Source organism: Pseudogracilibacillus sp. SO30301A, from assembly GCF_037072025.1.
Lineage (GTDB): Bacteria > Bacillota > Bacilli > Bacillales > Amphibacillaceae > Pseudogracilibacillus.
On the sequence record NZ_JAXHDD010000027.1, the window covers coordinates 20,082 to 38,083 of the forward strand.

At 32.6% G+C, this 18,002-nt stretch carries 21 protein-coding genes and 1 pseudogene; 17 read left to right on the top strand and 5 right to left on the bottom strand.

Annotated elements, in window-relative coordinates; all coding sequences use genetic code 11:
* Nucleotides 1–74 precede the first annotated feature (74 nt).
* From greA to SPD89_RS13505, 3 genes are all read left to right on the top strand, one after another.
* Nucleotides 75–551, top strand: a complete 477-nt coding sequence (gene greA, locus SPD89_RS13495) for a transcription elongation factor GreA (protein WP_336262474.1) — start codon at nt 75–77, stop codon at nt 549–551.
* A 174-nt stretch (nt 552–725) separates the two neighbouring features.
* Nucleotides 726–1,343 carry a YrrS family protein gene (locus SPD89_RS13500; RefSeq protein WP_336262475.1) on the top strand — a complete coding sequence of 206 codons (618 nt, stop codon included), beginning with the start codon at nt 726–728 and terminating at the stop codon, nt 1,341–1,343.
* 17 nt (nt 1,344–1,360) lie between these two features.
* Nucleotides 1,361–2,059, top strand: coding sequence for a 5'-methylthioadenosine/adenosylhomocysteine nucleosidase (locus tag SPD89_RS13505; protein ID WP_336262476.1), 699 nt, complete (start codon nt 1,361–1,363; stop codon nt 2,057–2,059).
* Nucleotides 2,060–2,156: 97 nt separating this feature from the next.
* On the opposite strand, the gene sigK is transcribed toward SPD89_RS13505, so the two are convergent.
* The 3 genes from sigK to SPD89_RS13520 form a co-directional block, all read right to left on the bottom strand.
* A complete protein-coding gene (gene sigK / locus SPD89_RS13510) occupies nt 2,157–2,873 on the bottom strand; it encodes an RNA polymerase sporulation sigma factor SigK (protein ID WP_336262477.1) in 717 nt (238 codons plus the stop codon).
* Between the two features lie 213 nt (nt 2,874–3,086).
* Nucleotides 3,087–4,115, bottom strand: coding sequence for a DUF1646 family protein (locus tag SPD89_RS13515; protein ID WP_336262478.1), 1,029 nt, complete (start codon nt 4,113–4,115; stop codon nt 3,087–3,089).
* A 626-nt stretch (nt 4,116–4,741) separates the two neighbouring features.
* Nucleotides 4,742–4,879: a sporulation histidine kinase inhibitor Sda gene (locus SPD89_RS13520; protein WP_336262479.1), complete on the bottom strand. Its 138-nt coding sequence runs from the start codon at nt 4,877–4,879 to the stop codon at nt 4,742–4,744.
* Nucleotides 4,880–5,183: 304 nt separating this feature from the next.
* Between SPD89_RS13520 and SPD89_RS13525 the strand changes: the two genes are divergently transcribed.
* From SPD89_RS13525 to SPD89_RS13580, 12 genes and pseudogenes are all read left to right on the top strand, one after another.
* The gene (locus SPD89_RS13525; protein ID WP_336262480.1) at nt 5,184–5,711 is read left to right on the top strand and encodes a YqeG family HAD IIIA-type phosphatase; all 528 of its coding nucleotides are present in this window, start codon (nt 5,184–5,186) and stop codon (nt 5,709–5,711) included.
* Nucleotides 5,701–6,804, top strand: a complete 1,104-nt coding sequence (gene yqeH / locus SPD89_RS13530) for a ribosome biogenesis GTPase YqeH (RefSeq protein WP_336262481.1) — start codon at nt 5,701–5,703, stop codon at nt 6,802–6,804. The genes SPD89_RS13525 and yqeH overlap by 11 nt, the downstream gene beginning before the upstream one ends.
* 15 nt (nt 6,805–6,819) lie before the next feature.
* On the top strand, nt 6,820–7,647 hold the full coding sequence (gene aroE, locus SPD89_RS13535; protein ID WP_336262482.1) for a shikimate dehydrogenase: 828 nt from the start codon (nt 6,820–6,822) through the stop codon (nt 7,645–7,647).
* 6 nt (nt 7,648–7,653) lie between these two features.
* Nucleotides 7,654–7,947: a ribosome assembly RNA-binding protein YhbY gene (gene yhbY / locus SPD89_RS13540; RefSeq protein ID WP_336262514.1), complete on the top strand. Its 294-nt coding sequence runs from the start codon at nt 7,654–7,656 to the stop codon at nt 7,945–7,947.
* A 14-nt stretch (nt 7,948–7,961) separates the two neighbouring features.
* A complete protein-coding gene (locus SPD89_RS13545; protein ID WP_336262483.1) occupies nt 7,962–8,531 on the top strand; it encodes a nicotinate-nucleotide adenylyltransferase in 570 nt (189 codons plus the stop codon).
* A complete protein-coding gene (gene yqeK, locus SPD89_RS13550) occupies nt 8,518–9,084 on the top strand; it encodes a bis(5'-nucleosyl)-tetraphosphatase (symmetrical) YqeK (protein WP_336262484.1) in 567 nt (188 codons plus the stop codon). The genes SPD89_RS13545 and yqeK overlap by 14 nt, the downstream gene beginning before the upstream one ends.
* A 7-nt stretch (nt 9,085–9,091) precedes the next feature.
* Nucleotides 9,092–9,445: a ribosome silencing factor gene (gene rsfS, locus SPD89_RS13555; RefSeq protein ID WP_336262485.1), complete on the top strand. Its 354-nt coding sequence runs from the start codon at nt 9,092–9,094 to the stop codon at nt 9,443–9,445.
* A gap of 1 nt (nt 9,446) precedes the next feature.
* Complete coding sequence (locus SPD89_RS13560; RefSeq protein WP_336262486.1) at nt 9,447–10,193, top strand: class I SAM-dependent DNA methyltransferase; 747 nt, start codon at nt 9,447–9,449, stop codon at nt 10,191–10,193.
* Between the two features lie 112 nt (nt 10,194–10,305).
* Entirely contained in the window at nt 10,306–10,905 is a 600-nt protein-coding gene (locus SPD89_RS13565) for a helix-hairpin-helix domain-containing protein (RefSeq protein ID WP_336262487.1), read from the top strand.
* 18 nt (nt 10,906–10,923) lie between these two features.
* Nucleotides 10,924–11,361, top strand: a pseudogene (locus tag SPD89_RS13570) (ComE operon protein 2); the annotation flags it as partial.
* 80 nt (nt 11,362–11,441) lie between these two features.
* The gene (locus tag SPD89_RS13575; protein ID WP_336262488.1) at nt 11,442–13,502 is read left to right on the top strand and encodes a DNA internalization-related competence protein ComEC/Rec2; all 2,061 of its coding nucleotides are present in this window, start codon (nt 11,442–11,444) and stop codon (nt 13,500–13,502) included.
* Nucleotides 13,496–13,744, top strand: coding sequence for a ComEC/Rec2 family competence protein (locus tag SPD89_RS13580; RefSeq protein ID WP_336262489.1), 249 nt, complete (start codon nt 13,496–13,498; stop codon nt 13,742–13,744). Before SPD89_RS13575 ends, SPD89_RS13580 begins: the two co-directional genes overlap by 7 nt.
* Before the next feature lie 689 nt (nt 13,745–14,433).
* Here SPD89_RS13580 and SPD89_RS13585 read toward each other — a convergent pair.
* A complete protein-coding gene (locus tag SPD89_RS13585; RefSeq protein ID WP_336262490.1) occupies nt 14,434–14,565 on the bottom strand; it encodes a YqzM family protein in 132 nt (43 codons plus the stop codon).
* A 172-nt stretch (nt 14,566–14,737) separates the two neighbouring features.
* Here SPD89_RS13585 and holA point away from each other — a divergent pair, with 172 nt between their 5' ends.
* A complete protein-coding gene (gene holA, locus SPD89_RS13590; RefSeq protein ID WP_336262491.1) occupies nt 14,738–15,757 on the top strand; it encodes a DNA polymerase III subunit delta in 1,020 nt (339 codons plus the stop codon).
* Nucleotides 15,758–15,822: 65 nt separating this feature from the next.
* On the opposite strand, the gene rpsT is transcribed toward holA, so the two are convergent.
* The gene (gene rpsT, locus SPD89_RS13595; protein ID WP_336262492.1) at nt 15,823–16,089 is read right to left on the bottom strand and encodes a 30S ribosomal protein S20; all 267 of its coding nucleotides are present in this window, start codon (nt 16,087–16,089) and stop codon (nt 15,823–15,825) included.
* Between the two features lie 214 nt (nt 16,090–16,303).
* Here rpsT and gpr point away from each other — a divergent pair, with 214 nt between their 5' ends.
* Nucleotides 16,304–17,410 (top strand): GPR endopeptidase, encoded by a 1,107-nt coding sequence (gpr, locus tag SPD89_RS13600; protein WP_336262493.1) that lies wholly within the window; start codon nt 16,304–16,306, stop codon nt 17,408–17,410.
* Nucleotides 17,411–18,002: the final 592 nt, after the last annotated feature.

The window sequence follows — 18,002 nt, forward strand, 5'->3', positions numbered from 1 at the left end:
ACAGAAAGACGTACTCATATTTTGGAGAGTGTGTCATTTTTATATGAATTTACATTGTTTAAGGAGTGTTTAAGATGACAGAAGAAAAAAGTTATTATATGACAGAAGAAGGTAAAGAAAAATTAGAACAAGAGCTACACGTGTTGAAAACTGAAAAAAGAAAAGAAGTAGTTGAAAGAATTAAAATTGCTCGCGATTTTGGAGATTTATCTGAGAACTCTGAGTATGATTCCGCTAAAGAAGAGCAAGCATTTGTTGAAACGAGAATTGCTCAATTAGAAAAGATGATCCGTAATGCTGTTATTATTGAAAATGATGAAAATAATGTTGACGTTGTAAGTTTAGGTAAAAAGGTAACATTCATTGAATTGCCAGATGGGGAGGAAGAAACATATACCATTGTTGGTAGTGCAGAAGCCGATCCTTTTGAAGGGAAAATATCGAATGACTCTCCAATGGCAAAAAGCTTATTAGGTCAACAAAAAGGAACAGAAGTAATGGTGCCAACACCAGGCGGAGAAATTAAAGTGAAAATAGTTGACGTACATTAATATCAGATAAAGAAATGAGTGTATACTCGTTTCTTTTTTAAGCGAATCCATATAATTATCTAGCAGTCAATTAGTTAAAGGGTTAGGCGTTTTATGAATAAAGCTTTGTAAGAGTGAGCCAAGTTATTAAAACAAATAGTTTATTACATTAACCGTACTGAGGAGGGAAACAACTTGATTAAAAATAGAACGTTATCTCGTACAACCAGACACCAAAAACGCCGTAACAATAAGCGTAAGTTAATATTTTTTTCATTGCTAGGGATTGTCTTTATTATTGTGCTGTTTTCATTAATTGTCTTTGGAAATAAGGATCAAAATGAAAGTGATATAGCTAAAGAAATTCAGGAGGAAACAGCGGAAAAACCTCTTAATAACGATGAAAATGATGGAAAAAATGAAGATGACTCAGAAGGTATCGATGAAGATTACGATTTAGAAAGTGATATAGATGTTCAAGAAGTTGACTCCACGGACGATAATGTAATTGTTGCATATACTGGGAATTGGGATCCAATCGGGACGACGCAAACAGGGACTACTCATTCAACAGACTATAGCGATGGATCTGCCGATAGAGTTGAAATAAAACGAGCTGTTTCTGCGGTAACAGGAATAAGTGAAGATGATATGACTGAACATTGGGTAGGCAATGATGGGGAACAGAAAGTTATTGCTACTGTTTCTAGCAAATCCGGTGAAGAAATTTATCGAGTATACTTATCTTGGATAGATAATGAAGGTTGGCAAGTAACGAAAGTCGAACGAATTAAAAATCTTGAGGAACAATAGGGCTCGGAGGTTGAATCATGAAGCTTGGAATAATTGGTGCAATGGATGAAGAAATAGAACTATTAAAGGAAAAAATGACTGATAAACAGAAATTCGAGATTGCTTCCGTACTTTTTGTGGAAGGAAAAATAAATGGCAATGACATTGTTTTATTAAAATCAGGTATAGGAAAAGTAAATGCAGCGATGGCGACAACTATTCTCTTGGAAAGATTCCAACCAACCCATGTTATAAATACAGGGTCTGCTGGTGGATTTTCAAATAAATTAAAGGTTGGAGATGTCGTAATAGGAAAAGAAGTAGTTCATCATGACGTTGATGCTACTGCTTTTAACTACAAATATGGTCAAGTTCCTAAAATGCCAGCAACCTTCCAAGCTGATAAAGCCTTAATCGATAAAACAAAACAGGTTTTGGATGAATTATCAATAGCAAGTGAAATAGGTTTAATTGCAACTGGTGATTCATTTATGAGTGATCCAGAACGGGTAAAATTGGTAAAAGAAAAGTTTCCCAACATGTTAGCAGCGGAGATGGAAGGTGCATCCATTGCTCAAGTATGTTATCAATATCAAACCCCGTTTGTTATCATACGGGCTTTATCTGATATTGCTGGTGAGGAATCTTCTGCTACTTTCAATGAGTTTCTAGAGCTTGCCGCTCATAATGCAGCGAAAATTATTACCCAAATTACAAAAAGTAAGGAAGAAGTTTAAATTAAATTAATAAGAGCTGGCTATTTAAAGAGAGTGATCCAGCTCTTGTTTTTTTTAAGATTATTTATCAAATCCATTTTTTTGCAGTACTTGTTTGTTAATTAAATGAGGTGTTTTGCTTTTCTTTATTATAATATGCACGGAAAACTTTCATTAAGGCCCGTTTCTCTATCCTTGAGACGTAACTGCGTGATATGTTTAATAATTTAGCAATTTCTTTTTGAGTCAATTCTTTATTATTACTTAAACCGTAACGGTATATTAAAACGGTTTTTTCCCTTTCATCCAAGACCTCAAAATGTTCTTTTAACTTACTTATCTCCATATTTAATTGAATATATTCTAAAATATTTTCTGACTCGGCTTCGATTACATCTAGCAAACTAATCTCATTGCCTTCTTGATCTTGACCGATTGGACTATGTAATGATACATCTTTACGGGATTTTTTTAATGTTCTTAAATACATTAATATTTCATTTTCAATACATCTTGCAGCATATGTCGCTAATTTTGTACCTTTTCCAACTTTAAAACTCTCTACTCCTTTAATTAACCCGATTGTTCCGATTGAAATAAGATCCTCCGTATATTCCCCAGTGTTATCAAATTTTTTTACGATATGTGCTACAAGACGTAAGTTATGCTCAATTAGTTTATTTCTAGCATCCTGGTCTCCCTCTTGCATTAGTGTGAGGAATTTTTCTTCTTCTTCTTTGGAAAGAGGTTGTGGGAAAGTATTATTTTTTACATAAGAAACAAAAAATAACGTTTCCTTAATAAGTAACGTTAAAATTGATAAAAACGTTGACACGTTTTTCACCTCCATGCTCCATGCATTATTAGCTATATATCATTCTTATGAAGTATTGGAGTAAAACGTGTCTGTCCCTAGTAATTATTTACCTTTATATTTACCAAAATTAAAAGACAAACTGTGAAGTATGAACTTACACAGCTTGTCTTTTATAACATCATTACTTATCCAAGTCTATGGTGTTTAGCAGGTCTATATTTACACCATTCATCATATCGTGAAAGCTACAATGACAAAAAAGATAGCCATTGTGACTAAGCCTACTGGAACTGCGAAACGAGCATATTCCAAGCTAGTAATTTTAAGTTTCCCGGCAGCTATAATATTTGGGATATTTCCCGGGATTAACATTCCACCACTAATACAAAGACCAAGTAAAATGGCTTCAATTGTCGTACTATCCATTTGTGGACTAATCTCCGCAGCAGCTAAGGTCGCATTATCTAAAATAGCTGAAATAATATTAATCCAATAAAGTACTAATGGATGTAAATCAAGTAAAAATCTTTCGATAAACGGTTGAAATCCTGCTCCTAGAAAAGTTAAAGCCATTACAAATAGGTATATTTTTAAACTACGAATGATGATTTCACCATATGACTCTTTCTCAGATACTGTTTCATTATTTTGCTTTAATTTATTTTGTTTTTCCGTTCTCGGTGAAATCATAAATGCAGACAGGATTCCAAAAGCAATTACTCCCGGAATGATATATAATCCAAGTAATTTTAATAAGTAAAAGAAGTCCTCATTTAATTTACTAATAACAATTGTAGAAAGCGGTTCCCCTAAAGGTGTTAAAACTGCACCTAACCCAATCGCATAACATGCTAGAATTACGAGGCGAACTTCTGATTTTCTATCCATTCGTAATACGGATATAACAGCAACTAAAATAATTGCAGCCACAATTGCTGTAATTATACTGGAGACAAGTCCAAGAATAATTACGAATATTGCGATAAACACTCGATAAGGGATAGCGTAACTTAAACTAAGTATTCCCGTTTCAATAGGCTTTTGGAACCAACGGAACAAAAGGCCGGCAGCAAAGACTGCTAAAGTAATATTGATTGGAGAGATCAACGCTTCTTTAATAAGATCCCATTCCCATACCTGACTAACAAATACAGAAGCAACTCCCATAATAAATAAAAATACTTCTAAATTTCTTTCCACAAGTTTTGTGAAAGGTAAAAAAAGAACAAGTAATAAAATGATAATCAAACCAACAATCATAAATCTAGCCACTCCTTTTGAATTTAATTAAGTATGTCCTCTTTAATGGGGGATTTGACCTGCATGGAATCGCTACCACATTAAAGAAAATGAATCCTTATGTATTAACACATAACCACAATAAATACAAAAGGTCTGTCATAAAAGGGCATACTTATCCCTTAGTGACAGACTCCTCCAAAAAATTAAAGCTATTTAGAATAATAAGCGCCTCTTGCTATATAATGTATTCTAACATATATGAACAAAGATATACAAGACTTATCTAAAGATTTTTTCGATTATAGTTTGAATCATGAAATATGTGTCGTTGGCAATCATTCTAGATATATACTTTAATCGTAAACAAGTCATCGTAAAGCCGGTCTATCATGGATAAAATTGATATGTAAAAAAGTATAAGGTAAGGTTTTAGATATGTGTATTCGCTACCAAAATATGTAGAAAGTTTTAGATAAATTGTTATAGTTAAAAAATAAAACGTTGATGCCTTTTATTTTCATCTATTAATCGATGGTGATGTGATATACTCATTGGGGCTAAACACGCAAGGTCATTACCGGAAGATCTATTTTTAAAATTAATTTATTAGTAAATAAGTATAAAACTAGTCCATAAAAAAAGAATTAATGTTTTTTATTATAGGATAGCTCTGCTCTACGCTCTATTTCTTCTTTTATCATCTTAATAAAGTCTTTATTTAAATTTAACTCTATCGCTTTTTGATAAGCTTCCAATAATAATGAATCTGATAAACACTCCATAAAAATACTCCTTTTCTGATAATATAAGCTTAATTTACCATGAAATGAAGGGTCGAACAAGGTATAACTTATTCACAAAAGGTTGTAGGTAACTTGTTAGTTACTTGAATTTTTTCATAAATAACATTGATTAATCAACATCTACCATGTTGGTAACGTTATCCACAGGCGTGAGGAAAGTTGAAATTTGTCGAACGCTTTATACTTTATACACATAATAGACATAGATATACAAATTATGAGAATATATTATAATAGATAACAATGGAAGTTGTAGTAATTTAGTTATTATAGAGGTGAGCTTTTGTTAAATTTATTTTTGCCCAAGAAACATGTAGAAAGTGTTTTTGACATCGAACCAGAATTTTTACTAGCTCAAGGCAAAAAAGGAATCATTATTGACCTTGATAATACGCTTGTTCCATGGAATGTTGGCCATGCAACTGATAAGGTTATAAAGTGGTTAAAAAAAATGGGGGATGCGAATATTAAAGTTACGATATTCTCTAATAACAATAAAGAAAGAGTGACTGTATTTGCTGAACCGTTAGGCACTCCTTTTATTTATAAAGCCCGAAAACCACTACAAAAAGCTTTTAAACGGGCTAAAGATCAAATGCAGCTAAGAAAAGATGAAATAGTCGTCATTGGGGATCAATTATTAACTGATATTCTTGGAGGAAATCGTGCCGGATTTTATACGATTTTAGTCGTTCCAATCGTTCAGTCTGATGCTCCAATTACAAAATTCAACCGAAATCTAGAAAGATGGATCTTAAATTATTTTTATCGCAAAGGTAAATTAACGAGGAGAATGACAGATGGACAATAACGTAATATGCGAAGGTTGTGGATCTATTCTTCAAACGGAAGATGAAAAAGAAATTGGTTATATTCCAAAATCCTCCCTTCAAAAAAAGAACTTACTTTGCAAACGATGTTTTCAATTGCGACATTATAATAAGCATGAAACTGTCTCACTAGATAGTGACGACTTTTTAGATCTAGTAAGTACAATTCGGGATACAGATAGCTTAATTATTCATTTAATTGATATTTTTGATGTGGATGGAACATTATTAAAAAGTTTACCAAGAATTGTTGGCACGAACCCGATTATTTTGGTTGGAAATAAGGTTGACCTATTACCAAAGTCAACGAATCAAAGAAAAGTACGAAATTGGCTTTTCAATCAGGCAAAAGAAGCGGGAATGAACGTTTTAGATGTTTTTTTAATATCTTCTATGAAGTCTTACAATATCGAAGAATTAGCAATGGAAATGGAAACTAGACGTGAAAATAAAGATATTTATGTAGTTGGCGTCACAAATGTTGGAAAATCAACATTTATTAATCATTTTATTAAACGATCTACTGGAATTAAAGAGGCGATTACTACATCTTACTTTCCTGGAACAACACTCGGTTTTATCGAAATACCGTTAGATCGAAATAGTGCACTTATTGATACCCCAGGGATTGTGAACCGACACCAGATGGCTCATTATGTGTCAAAAAATGATTTAAAAATAATTACACCTAAAAAAGAGATTAAACCAAGAAATTATCAGTTACATCGAGGTCAGACCTTATTTATTGGGGGACTAGCGCGCCTTGATTTTATTAAAGGTGCAAAACAAACCTTTGTCTGTTTTTTTTCTAATGAAGTGCCAATTCATCGAACAAAATTAGAAAATGCAGATGCTTTATACGAAAGACAAGTGAGTGAACTACTTAGTCCACCAGATCAAGAGACATTGAGTATTCTACCTCCTCTAGTTAAGCGTGCATATCGTCTTAACGAACCGTATACAGATGTTGTATTTCCGGGACTTGGTTGGGTTACGATTTTGGACAGTGATGTTACTGTTGAAGCATACAGTCCAAAAGGGGTTAACATATCAATTCGTAAATCATTTAATTAGAAAGTGGGGGTATAAATGAGTTATACGTTAGGATTAATTGGTTATCCAATTAAACATTCTCTTTCACCATGGATCCATACACAATTTTTTGAACGTACAAATATTGACGGATCTTATTCGATTATGGAGATACGTACTGAAAAAAACTTTTTGGAAGAAATTAAAAAATTAAAAGCACAGGAATTGAATGGATTTAACGTAACAGTTCCTTATAAGGAAAAAATTCTAGCATATTTAGATGAACTTGATGACCAAGCAAAAAAAATTGGAGCAGTAAATACTGTTTTATGTAAAAGTGGTAAGTGGATTGGTTATAATACGGATGGTATTGGCTATTTAAGATCACTTCTTAGTAAGTTTCCAGAACTAGCAAATGATAAAGAAAAAAGAATATTAATCTTAGGTGCAGGTGGTGCAGCAAAAGGGATTTATCATGCACTTATCCATCATGGATTTCATGATATTATGATTGCAAACAGATCAATAGAAAAAGCCAAAAATATATTGAATACAAATGAACGTATTATGACATTACAAGAAGCAGAAGGTCAATTAGAAGCATTTGATGTAATTATCCAAACCACTTCAGTTGGAATGAAGCCTAATCACGATAAATCGATTATTTCACTTCATCGTTTGAAAGAAAAAGCAGTTGTTAGTGACATTGTCTATCAGCCGCTTATGACTTCATTTTTACAGCAAGCAAAATCATTACATAGATCCATTCACTTTGGCCATACAATGTTACTATATCAAGCGCAATATGCCTTCGAAATATGGACAGGTGAACAACCAAATATGAAAAATATGGATGAGGCATTACAAAAAATTTTGGAAGGTTGAGTTATGATGTTATCTGGCAAACAAAAGAGATTTTTACGAGCAAAAGCTCATCATTTGAAAGCCATTTTTCAAGTAGGAAAAAGTGGAGTAACGAATAATATGATTGAGCAATTAAAAGATGTTTTAGAAAAAAGAGAATTAATTAAGATAAGTATTTTACAAAACTGTTTGGAAGACAAAGAGGTTGTTGCAGAACAAATTGCAACAGATGCCGATGCAGAAATTGTGCAAATCATCGGTAATAATATTATTTTATATAAAGAATCTGAAGAAAATAAAATGATTGTTTTACCTGAATAGGTTAAGGAGTAAATATGAAACAAATAGGTATTTTAGGTGGAACTTTTGATCCTCCACATATCGGGCACTTTATTATTGCAGATGAAGTAAAACATCAGTTGCAGCTTGATGAAATTTGGTTTATTCCTACGAATGAACCTCCACATAAAAAGAAGGCAATGATGGCTAAGCATCATCGGGTTAATATGCTAAATGCTGTAATTGAAAAAATTAACTATTTTAAGGTAAATACTATTGAATGTAATCGAATCGGTAAATCGTATACTATTGATACAATCAATACATTGAAAGAAATACATCGTGATGTGAATTTTTATTTTATTATTGGTGCTGATATGGTCGAGTATTTACCATATTGGAAAGATATCGAGAAATTAGAAAAAAAGATTCAATTTGTCGGCGTTAAACGTCCTGGGTTTAAAATGGATACTGCTTATTCTGTAATGGAGGTTAAGGTTCCATTGATTGATATTTCTTCGACAGAGGTGAAACATCGAATAGAAAAAGGTTTACCGGTCCAATTTTTTTTACCAAATGCAGTACTAACATACATAAAGGAGCATCGATTGTATGAATCTGAATGAAGCTCAGAATGTGGTGAAACAAAGATTAACAAAATCAAGATATGAACATACTTTGAGAGTCGCAAAAACAGCGGAACAATTAGCGAGAAAATATAATGAATCGATTGAACGAACTAAATTGGCAGCACTTTTGCATGATTATGCAAAATGTGATCAAGAGGAAGAGTTGAAAAGGCAAATAATACAGTATAACCTTCCAAGAGAGTTACTAAATTATAATAAGGAATTATGGCATGGACCGGTTGGTGCGAAGGTAGCTAAGGAAAAGTTCGAAATTTTGGATGAAGACGTATTGCATGCAATTTATTATCATACAACTGCTAGAGCAAATATGACCAAGTTAGAAATGATTATATTTGTTGCAGATTATATTGAACCTGGAAGGAATTTTCCAGGTGTGGAAGAAGTCAGAAATTTAGTGAAAGTAGATTTAGAGAAAGCAGCTTTAAAAGTATTAGGGAATACCATTATGCATTTAGTAAGAAAAGGGATAACCATTTTTCCTGATACATTTTATGCTTATAATCAGTTAACAAAAAAATGGGAGGGGTAATAATAGGATGAACGTAAAACAAATTCTACAAACTGTTATAGAAGCATGTGAAGATAGAAAGGCCGAAAACTGTATAGCATTAAATATGGAGAATCTAACACCTGTTGCCGATTATTTCGTTATCTGCCACGGAAATAATGAAAGGCAAGTTCAGGCAATTGCTCATTTCATCAAAGAATCTTTAGAAGAAAAAGGGCTTCATGTTAAAAGAATAGAAGGCTTTGAACATGCTAGGTGGATTTTGATTGATGTTGGTGATATAATTTGCCATATATTCCACAGAGATGAACGTGCTTACTATAATTTAGAACGCTTATGGGGAGATGCTGTAGAGGTATCCTTGGGAGAGCAAAAAGACTAATATGACGACTTACAACCGTTTTGCCTACGTATATGATAAATTAATGGAACATGCTCCTTATAAAGCATGGACGAATTTTACATTACAACAAATAAGTATTCATAATAAAGAAGTCCAAAATATTGTTGATCTCGGTTGTGGAACTGGAGTAATCACTGTTAATTTAGCAAAGTTAGGATTTGATGTAATAGGAATTGACTTTTCATCCGACATGTTAACGGCTGCTGCCGATAGAGCGTTGAAAGCAAATGTTGATGTAAGCTGGATTCATCAAGATATACGGAATATGGAAGGATTTACTAAAGTCGATTTATTTGTTAGTTATTGTGATGTCATGAATTACATTGTTAAAAAAGAAGAATTAATATCTGTATTTAATCGAGTATATAATAGTTTATTACCTGAAGGAATGTTTATATTTGATGTACACAGTATGAATTATGCCAATAATTATTTAAGGGATGAAACTTTTTCAGAAGTGACGGAGGAACTTGTTTACATTTGGGATTGTGAACAAGGGGAATTACCTGGTGAAATGTTTCATTATTTAACATTTTTTCAAAAAGAAGATGAGAAGTATATTCGCTTTGATGAAATGCATCATCAGCAGACATATGAACTTAATGTGTATACACAATTATTAAAAAGAAGTGGATTTAGTAAAATTCATTTTTATGCAGACTTTAATATTGAAAATGATTTTTCCGAAAAAAATAGTGAACGGATTTTTATTGTTGCTGAAAAATAGTTGAGAAATATTTACTTTCTCAACTTTTTTTATTTTTTTGGCAATTTTACAAAAGGTAAAATACTACTTATAATGTATTTGATTCTGAAGAAGAGGAGGGGAGTGTCTCTAATTGATTCGATTAATTAAAAAATATAAAATTATTATATCTATTGTTTTCGCTATTGTAATAGGAATTTTATTGATGCGTAATCAAGAGACAAATGAACTTGATAATCTTGACAGTGAAGAAGATCAACAACCTATTGAACATTTAGAACAAGAAAGTGATGAATTAATTGAATCTACAATTATGGTCGATATAAAAGGAGAGGTTGAAAAACCGGGGGTCTATGAAATTGAACAAGGTACACGAGTCATTGACAGCATAGATGCCGCCGGCGGTTTTACAAAGGAAGCTGATCAAAATCAAATTAATTTAGCTGAAAAGGTACATGATGAAATGGTCTTAATTGTACCGAAGCTAGGAGAAGAAAGTACAAACCCTTCACCTGTAGTTAGTCACCAAGACAATGAACAAAAAATAAGATTAAATCAGGCAACAAAAGAAGAAATTGAACAATTAAATGGAATAGGTCCGGCAAAAGCACAAGCCATTATCGATTTTCGAGAAGAAAATGGAATGTTTCAACAAGTAGATGATCTTCTGCAAGTTAATGGAATTGGTGAAAAAACATTAGAAAATGTAAAGGAATTTATTATTATACCTTGATAAACGGAGTGAATAAAAGTGGGAAGAATTTCTTGGGATCAATATTTCATGGGACAAGCTCGACTCGTTGCCTTGCGTAGTACATGTACGAGATTAATGGTAGGAGCGGTAATCGTAAGAGAAAATCGAATTATCGCCAGTGGTTATAATGGCAGTGTAGCCGATGGAGACCATTGTATTGATAATGGGTGCTATATTGTAGATGGTCATTGTGTTAGAACTGTCCATGCTGAAGCAAATGCTCTCTTACAATGTGCTAAATTTGGGGTAGCAACAAATGATACGGATCTATACGTGACACATTTTCCTTGTCTGCAATGTTGTAAACAAATTATTCAGTCAGGAATAAAACGAGTCTATTATGAAGCGGATTATCGAAATCACGAATTGGCAATTAAATTATTTGAAGAAGCAAATGTAAGCATTCATCAAATAGAGTTAACAGATATTTCTGTCACACGGATAGACGAATAGACAATAATACATTACAAAAGAATGTTGAGGTGATAACTACCCTATTTTGGGTTACGGAAGTAATGCTAAAAAACTACTGGTATATTATTGCTTTTAGTGGGGTAATAAGTATTATTATCATCATGTCTTCAAATAAATATTTATACATCCCCTTTGTACTTTGGTTGCTTTATTTATTAATTTATAAAAAGTTACCTGTTCTTGTATTTATTGTGTCGATCTTTTCATTATTATTTTTCTATAATTACATACCCCATCCAAATACGTCGCATCTGCAGTTAAACGAGGAAAAAATTGATTTTCACAAAGGAAAAATAGTTGGCCCGATTGACCATTCAGAAAATAAAATGGAATTTTTATTCCGAGAAGAAAACTTGGATGAAAAAATAGTAGTAATTTATTTTACCAATCAAAATGATGATAATGAAGATCCTACACGATTAAATCAGTTTCAAAGTGGTGCTAATTGTACGTTAGAGGGAACCTTAACTATTCCGGAAGGTGCACGAAATCCTTATCAATTTGATTATCAAAAGTATTTATCTAATCAAGGACTCAACTATCAATTAATGCTTACTTCGCTAGAGAACTCTGTTTGTGATAAGCACTCTTACTTAGAGTATATTTATTCCTTACGATCTACTTTATTAAATAAATCGATAGAAAAATTACATCCGACAACGGCTGCGTGGATGCAGGCATTGGTTCTTGGCAAAGATGAACTTATTGATCAAGAAATTATTGAGTTGTTTCAGCGCTGGAGTCTATCACATATTTTAGCAATCTCAGGTTTGCATATTGGTATTATTGTTGGTATTTTGTATTTTGTCATCGTTCGTCTTGGGATAACGACAAAAGAGAATGCACAGAGTTTCATTATGATATTTTTACCTCTTTACGCCATTTTGGCAGGAGGGGAACCTTCTGTGTGGCGTGCCAGTCTGATGGTTCTATTTGTTATCTGGATACAAAAAAGTAAGTTTGCATATAGTTACACAGATATTATTAGTATTATTTTTCTACTTCTTATTTTGATAAATAAATTTATCGTTTTTCACATTGGTTTTCAATTTTCTTTTGCAGTTACGTTTGGTTTAATTATTTCTAGTAATTATTTAAAGCAGACGAAAACAAATACAGAACGCATTTTACAAATTAGCTTTATTTCGCAAATGATTATTCTCCCTTTACAAATTCATTATTTCTCTATTTTTCAGCCTGCATCTATTCTACTAAATTTAATTGTCGTTCCTTATTTTTCTTTATTTGTAATCCCCTTAATGTTTTCCTTTTTTATTTTACTTTTTTTCCCATCATTTATATTACAGTTTATCGAAAACTATTTTTTATTTATTCATAATTTGGTACTTAAATTTATTCAGTTCATCGACACATATGCAAATACCCCTCTAATTATAGGGGATTTTCCGATTTATTATGCATGTATTTATTATTTTCTATTTTTCTATATGATGATGAACTTGGAAAAAAAGAATGTATTAAAATCTTTTCAACATGGTTTTTGTTTAGCATTGCTTTTAATTTTTTTAACGTTACGACCATATTTTTCACCGATTGGAACAATAACTATGCTCGATATCGGACAAGGGGATGCTTATATAATTGAACTACCATATCGTAAAGGAGTATTTATTGTGGATGCTGGTGCTTCATTATCATTTCCAGACTTTTCACCAACTGACAAAGTATATAGACATATTATTAAACCTTATTTACATGGTAGAGGAATACACAAAATTGACACGATTTTTTTAAGTCATCGAGATTTAGATCACACTGGCAGTATAGAGTACTTAATTGAAGATACAAAAGTAGATGAGATTATTATTAGCGAGTTCCATGAATCACCAGAAGAAGAAATTAAACTTTGGAAGAACAAGGGGATAGAAGTATATACTGCTTTATTCAATGAAGTAGTATCAAGAAAAGGTCAATTATTTCATGTATTGTCACCAAAACAAAATAAACAATCAGATAATGAAAATTCACTTGTTTTATATACAGAGCTAGGAGGGAAAAGCTGGATATTTACAGGGGATGCTGGTGTAGAAATAGAGCGTCAAATTCTTCAAGATTTTCCTAGATTATCTGTAGGGTGTTAAAAGTTGGACACCACGGAAGTAATACATCGACTGATCAAGATTTTATAAAGGAAATCAATGCAAAATATGCACTCATATCTGCTGGTAAAGATAATCGGTACGGACATCCGACCACAGAAGTGATAGAGACACTTGAATCTGAAAATTTGGTTATATACCGGACAGATCAAGAAGGAGCGGTTCAATATATTTTTAAGGACAATTCCGGCATCTTTCAATCTTTTTTAGGACATGATCAATAGGAGAGTCATTAACTAAACTTTATCAAACGAAAGAGATTATAAGGTTTTGATGATTAAATCGCAGTTGAAGGAAGCTGTGCAGTAAATTTGGAAAGTAATTTTCCCACCGCTGCGGAAATACATTCCGCTTTCCGCAGGCGGCTGATGAGCCTTCCTTGTGCTACGCGACTTTAGTTGTCTCACCTAGGCCTTTCCTCCTGCTGGAGTCTCCATGTATTTCTTCCGCTGGGACAGATTTATTGGACAAAAGGCAATTCTTTAATTTAGAATTCATACTAGCGTAGGCAGAATACGAAGACTCCTACGGAAAGAGCACGTGTCTGAAGACCCCGCAGAGGTGGTCTTTCTGTGAGGCAGGTTAAGTGCGCGACGTCGTGTCGCAATACCTGGGACTGCGCCAAATGCTCGCCCCACCGTAAAGATTTGCACTTGCACGTCCTGTGCTTCGGAGGCTGAAGGCCGTGCCCGTGGAAAGCGTAGTTTTCTGCCGAAGCGGTATTTTACCGATAAATTGGGTAAAAATTAAGGCAAGTTTTTATTATATTTCAGTAGCGCCAGGCTCAAAAGTTTATGGAAAAATGAGAACAAATTTATATGAGCGAGTAAAAGAAAAATCCGAACTAATTTAATTTTAGTTCGGATTTTTATGACAAAACATTTTGTCTCAGCCTCTATTTTGCTTCTATGTATTAATTAATAAAACTAATTGTAGTCCCAATTGCAAAAATCAAAACAAAAAATACAAAAGAACTTATAAAACCAGCTACTGCATGAGGAACATCATTGGTTTTTTCCTGTGGGTCTTTTTCAAATTCATTCATGTTTTTCGCCTCCTATGTCTGCTCATAGTATAAAATAAAATAAGAGATAAATCTAGTATCACCATAAATTCATATTTAAATTATGATTCAATTTTAGTATGTGCATAAATTATATCAATAACCAATGAATTTTGCTATTATTAACATAGACACAATAAAGGAATGATAAATTATGTCATCTCTAAACAAAACTCTACAAGAAATAAAAAAAGGAAAAATTAGTCCGATTTACGTTTTGTGTGGAACAGAACGTTATTTTATTGAACAATTTAAAACAACATTGATTCGTAAAATTGCAAGTGAGATAAGTGATGATATAACTACATATGACTTAAAAGAAACTTCTATCCAAGAAGTGTTGACAGACGTTGAAACATTACCCTTTTTTAATGAAAAAAAAATAATAATCGCTACAGATCCTGTCTTTTTAAAAACGAAAGCCGATAGTCTGCCATTTACTCATGATGTACAAAAAATGGAAGAATATGTTGAAAATCCGGTACCCTATTCTATACTTGTGTTGATTGCTCCCTATGAAAAAATTGATGCACGAAAAAAAGTAACAAAAATGTTAAAAAAACAAACTGAATTTATAGATTGTAATCCAATTAAAGAAAATGAATTACGGAAATGGATTAACTATATGGCACAAAACCATCAACTAACTATGACTGAAGACGCACTTTATTTATTAGAATCTGAATTTGAAAATAATTTATACTTACTACAACAAGAAATGGAAAAATTATCTCTTTATGTGGGAGAGAAGGGTGAGGTTACACAAGAAATAGCAAAAGAAATTATTTCTGCATCGCTCTCTTTTAGCGCATTTGAACTAATTGATGCAGTCTTAAAGAAGGATTTGTATGCTGCAATTAAAATATATAAAGATTTAGAAAGAAAAGGAGAAAACCCTATTGGACTCATCGCATTCCTTGCTTATCAATTTCGAATTATCTATCAAGTGAAATTGTTAAAGCAAAAAGGACATTCTTATCAACAAATTCCAAAAACAATCAATGTACATCCATATGTAGTTCAATTGGCGTCTAAAAGAAGCAGTTCATTTAATAACGAAAGACTTTCCGAAATTATTAATGAATTAACGAACACAGACGCAGCGATCAAACGAGGGAAGATGGATAAAGGAATGGCATTTGAGATGTTGTTATATAAAATAATTGCGTATTAAAAAACGATCCTAATAATTAGGATCGTTTTTTTATAATAGTTACATCTAAATAAAGCAACGATGAGTTACGCAGTTACTTTATTTAATTTTTTTGCTAAACGTACTTTATGACGGTTACCGTTATTTTTATGGATAACACCTTTTTGTACTGCTTTATCAATTACTCTAGCTGTTGATTGAAATGCAGTTTTTGCATTTTCCACATCATTTGCTTCAATTAATTTTTCAACTTGTTTTATATGTGTACGCATATCAGATTTAACAGCTTGATTACGTGCTCTTTTTTTATTATTCGTATTTACTCTTTTAATCGCAGATTTTAAATTAGCCATGAGGTCACCTCCTGTTACCACTTAACTGTACCATTCAGAATTTAAATTAAGTATCTGATTAAAGTACTCAATGTCGGAATAAAACTGATATCAATATATTAGACAAAAGGTATTTTATCAGATTTAGCCTTCCATTTCAATATTTGTACATTAATTATTTAAAAAAGGTAATACTATAAGTCCTATAATTATGCAAAAAAGGGACGTGAACATGATGGGAAAAAATGAAGAAAATAAACCAAAACAATATGGTGTTCGTACAGACTTAGCTGTTGAAGCTAGAGATATGTATGTGGAAAAGGAAAAGCCGGCGGAAGAAGTACCGGGTGTAACGGTAAAGGATGACACATACAATAATGTAAAGGTAAGTCATATTGAGATTTCTGAACAAGGGGAAAAATCATTAAACAAAAAACCTGGTTCGTATATTACTATTTTTGCAGATGGAGTGAAAAAACAAGATACGAAAATGCAATCAAATGCTGCTAAAGTATTAGCTACACAAATTGTAAAAATGATGAGAAAAAATAAAATTGAACAAGGAAGTAAAGGCTTGATTGTAGGTTTAGGTAACTGGAATGTGACGCCTGATGCACTCGGACCGATGACAGTAGAAAAAGTGATGGTTACAAACCATCTTTTTGAATTGAACTTTGAAAATGTAGCTAGTGGATACCGTCCTGTAGCAGCTTTATCACCAGGAGTGATGGGTGTTACCGGAATGGAAACAAGTGATATTATATTGAGTATCATTGAAAAATTTAAACCAGATTTTGTGATTGTTATTGATGCACTAGCATCAAGGTCGATTGAAAGAATAAATGAAACAATTCAGATAACGGATACAGGTATTCATCCAGGGTCTGGTGTTGGGAACAAACGTAAGGAACTTAGTCGAGAAACGCTTGGAATTCCAGTTATTGCAGTTGGTGTTCCGACAGTAGTAGATGCTGTAACGATCGCTAGTGATACATTGGATTACTTATTGAAGCATATGGGACGTGAATTAAAAGAAAAAGATACACCAAGGAGTTCTTTGATACCATCTAGCATGTCAATTAAACATGAAAATTTAACAAATGAAGATTTGCCAGACGAAGAAAATCGAAGTAAGTTTTTAGGATTAGTTGGTAATTTAAGTGATCAAGAAAAACGATCCTTACTAGAGGAAGTTCTTTCGCCAACTGGGAAAAATTTAATTGTAACTCCTAAAGAAATTGATGGATATATGGTGGATATGGCACATTTAATTGCCCAAGGTATAAACGCAGCCTTACATGAAAAAGTGATTGTTGAAGAAGGTGCTCAATATACTAGGTAAAAAACGAACCAGAATGAGAACTACATTGTTTTGGTTCCAAATCCATAAACTGTTGAATAACTTGAAATTTTATTTTTGAGCATATTACCCGCTATGGAAATACACTGCGATTTCCATGTATTTCCATAGCGGGGATGGTTTTAGTTATAGTACTATACAGCTTAACTTAATTCACCCGCACCTCTATTTCTGATAAAAAGTGTAGAAGAACACCGCGGCGGACTCCCACGCCTTTGTTCTCGGTAAAAAAGAGCAAGATGAACACTGCTGCGGATTTCACTATTACTATAGTTGATTGAATTGGAAGGCGACTTCCGAGGACGAACTGCACTGTGTTTACAAACACTCATTACTAACAGTTTCCCTCAACTATAATGCAAAAGTAAATTAAATCTATGGAAAGATACGAATCATTTTGTTAACTCGCTCTTAAAAAAAGCGGGTTATTATTATTGGTTTGAAATGGAATTATATCAATTAAAAGTTCTATTTAGACATAAGACATCATAGTTTAATATAGTAATCCAATTCAAAAAAGGTAGTTGATATATGTATGTTCCATCAATTAAACAATAGCTTCGTAATGTTTATG

Excerpts from the sequence above, each read along its gene's own strand:
- greA (WP_336262474.1), top strand. The coding sequence starts at position 75 with ATGACAGAAGAAAAAAGTTATTATATGACAGAAGAAGGTAAAGAAAAA.
- SPD89_RS13505 (WP_336262476.1), top strand. The coding sequence starts at position 1,361 with ATGAAGCTTGGAATAATTGGTGCAATGGATGAAGAAATAGAACTATTA.
- SPD89_RS13515 (WP_336262478.1), bottom strand. The coding sequence starts at position 4,115 with ATGATTGTTGGTTTGATTATCATTTTATTACTTGTTCTTTTTTTACCT.
- SPD89_RS13520 (WP_336262479.1), bottom strand. The coding sequence starts at position 4,879 with ATGGAGTGTTTATCAGATTCATTATTATTGGAAGCTTATCAAAAAGCG.
- yqeH (WP_336262481.1), top strand. The coding sequence starts at position 5,701 with ATGGACAATAACGTAATATGCGAAGGTTGTGGATCTATTCTTCAAACG.
- aroE (WP_336262482.1), top strand. The coding sequence starts at position 6,820 with ATGAGTTATACGTTAGGATTAATTGGTTATCCAATTAAACATTCTCTT.
- yhbY (WP_336262514.1), top strand. The coding sequence starts at position 7,654 with ATGTTATCTGGCAAACAAAAGAGATTTTTACGAGCAAAAGCTCATCAT.
- SPD89_RS13545 (WP_336262483.1), top strand. The coding sequence starts at position 7,962 with ATGAAACAAATAGGTATTTTAGGTGGAACTTTTGATCCTCCACATATC.
- yqeK (WP_336262484.1), top strand. The coding sequence starts at position 8,518 with ATGAATCTGAATGAAGCTCAGAATGTGGTGAAACAAAGATTAACAAAA.
- rsfS (WP_336262485.1), top strand. The coding sequence starts at position 9,092 with ATGAACGTAAAACAAATTCTACAAACTGTTATAGAAGCATGTGAAGAT.
- SPD89_RS13560 (WP_336262486.1), top strand. The coding sequence starts at position 9,447 with ATGACGACTTACAACCGTTTTGCCTACGTATATGATAAATTAATGGAA.
- SPD89_RS13575 (WP_336262488.1), top strand. The coding sequence starts at position 11,442 with ATGCTAAAAAACTACTGGTATATTATTGCTTTTAGTGGGGTAATAAGT.
- SPD89_RS13585 (WP_336262490.1), bottom strand. The coding sequence starts at position 14,565 with ATGAATGAATTTGAAAAAGACCCACAGGAAAAAACCAATGATGTTCCT.
- holA (WP_336262491.1), top strand. The coding sequence starts at position 14,738 with ATGTCATCTCTAAACAAAACTCTACAAGAAATAAAAAAAGGAAAAATT.
- rpsT (WP_336262492.1), bottom strand. The coding sequence starts at position 16,089 with ATGGCTAATTTAAAATCTGCGATTAAAAGAGTAAATACGAATAATAAA.
- gpr (WP_336262493.1), top strand. The coding sequence starts at position 16,304 with ATGGGAAAAAATGAAGAAAATAAACCAAAACAATATGGTGTTCGTACA.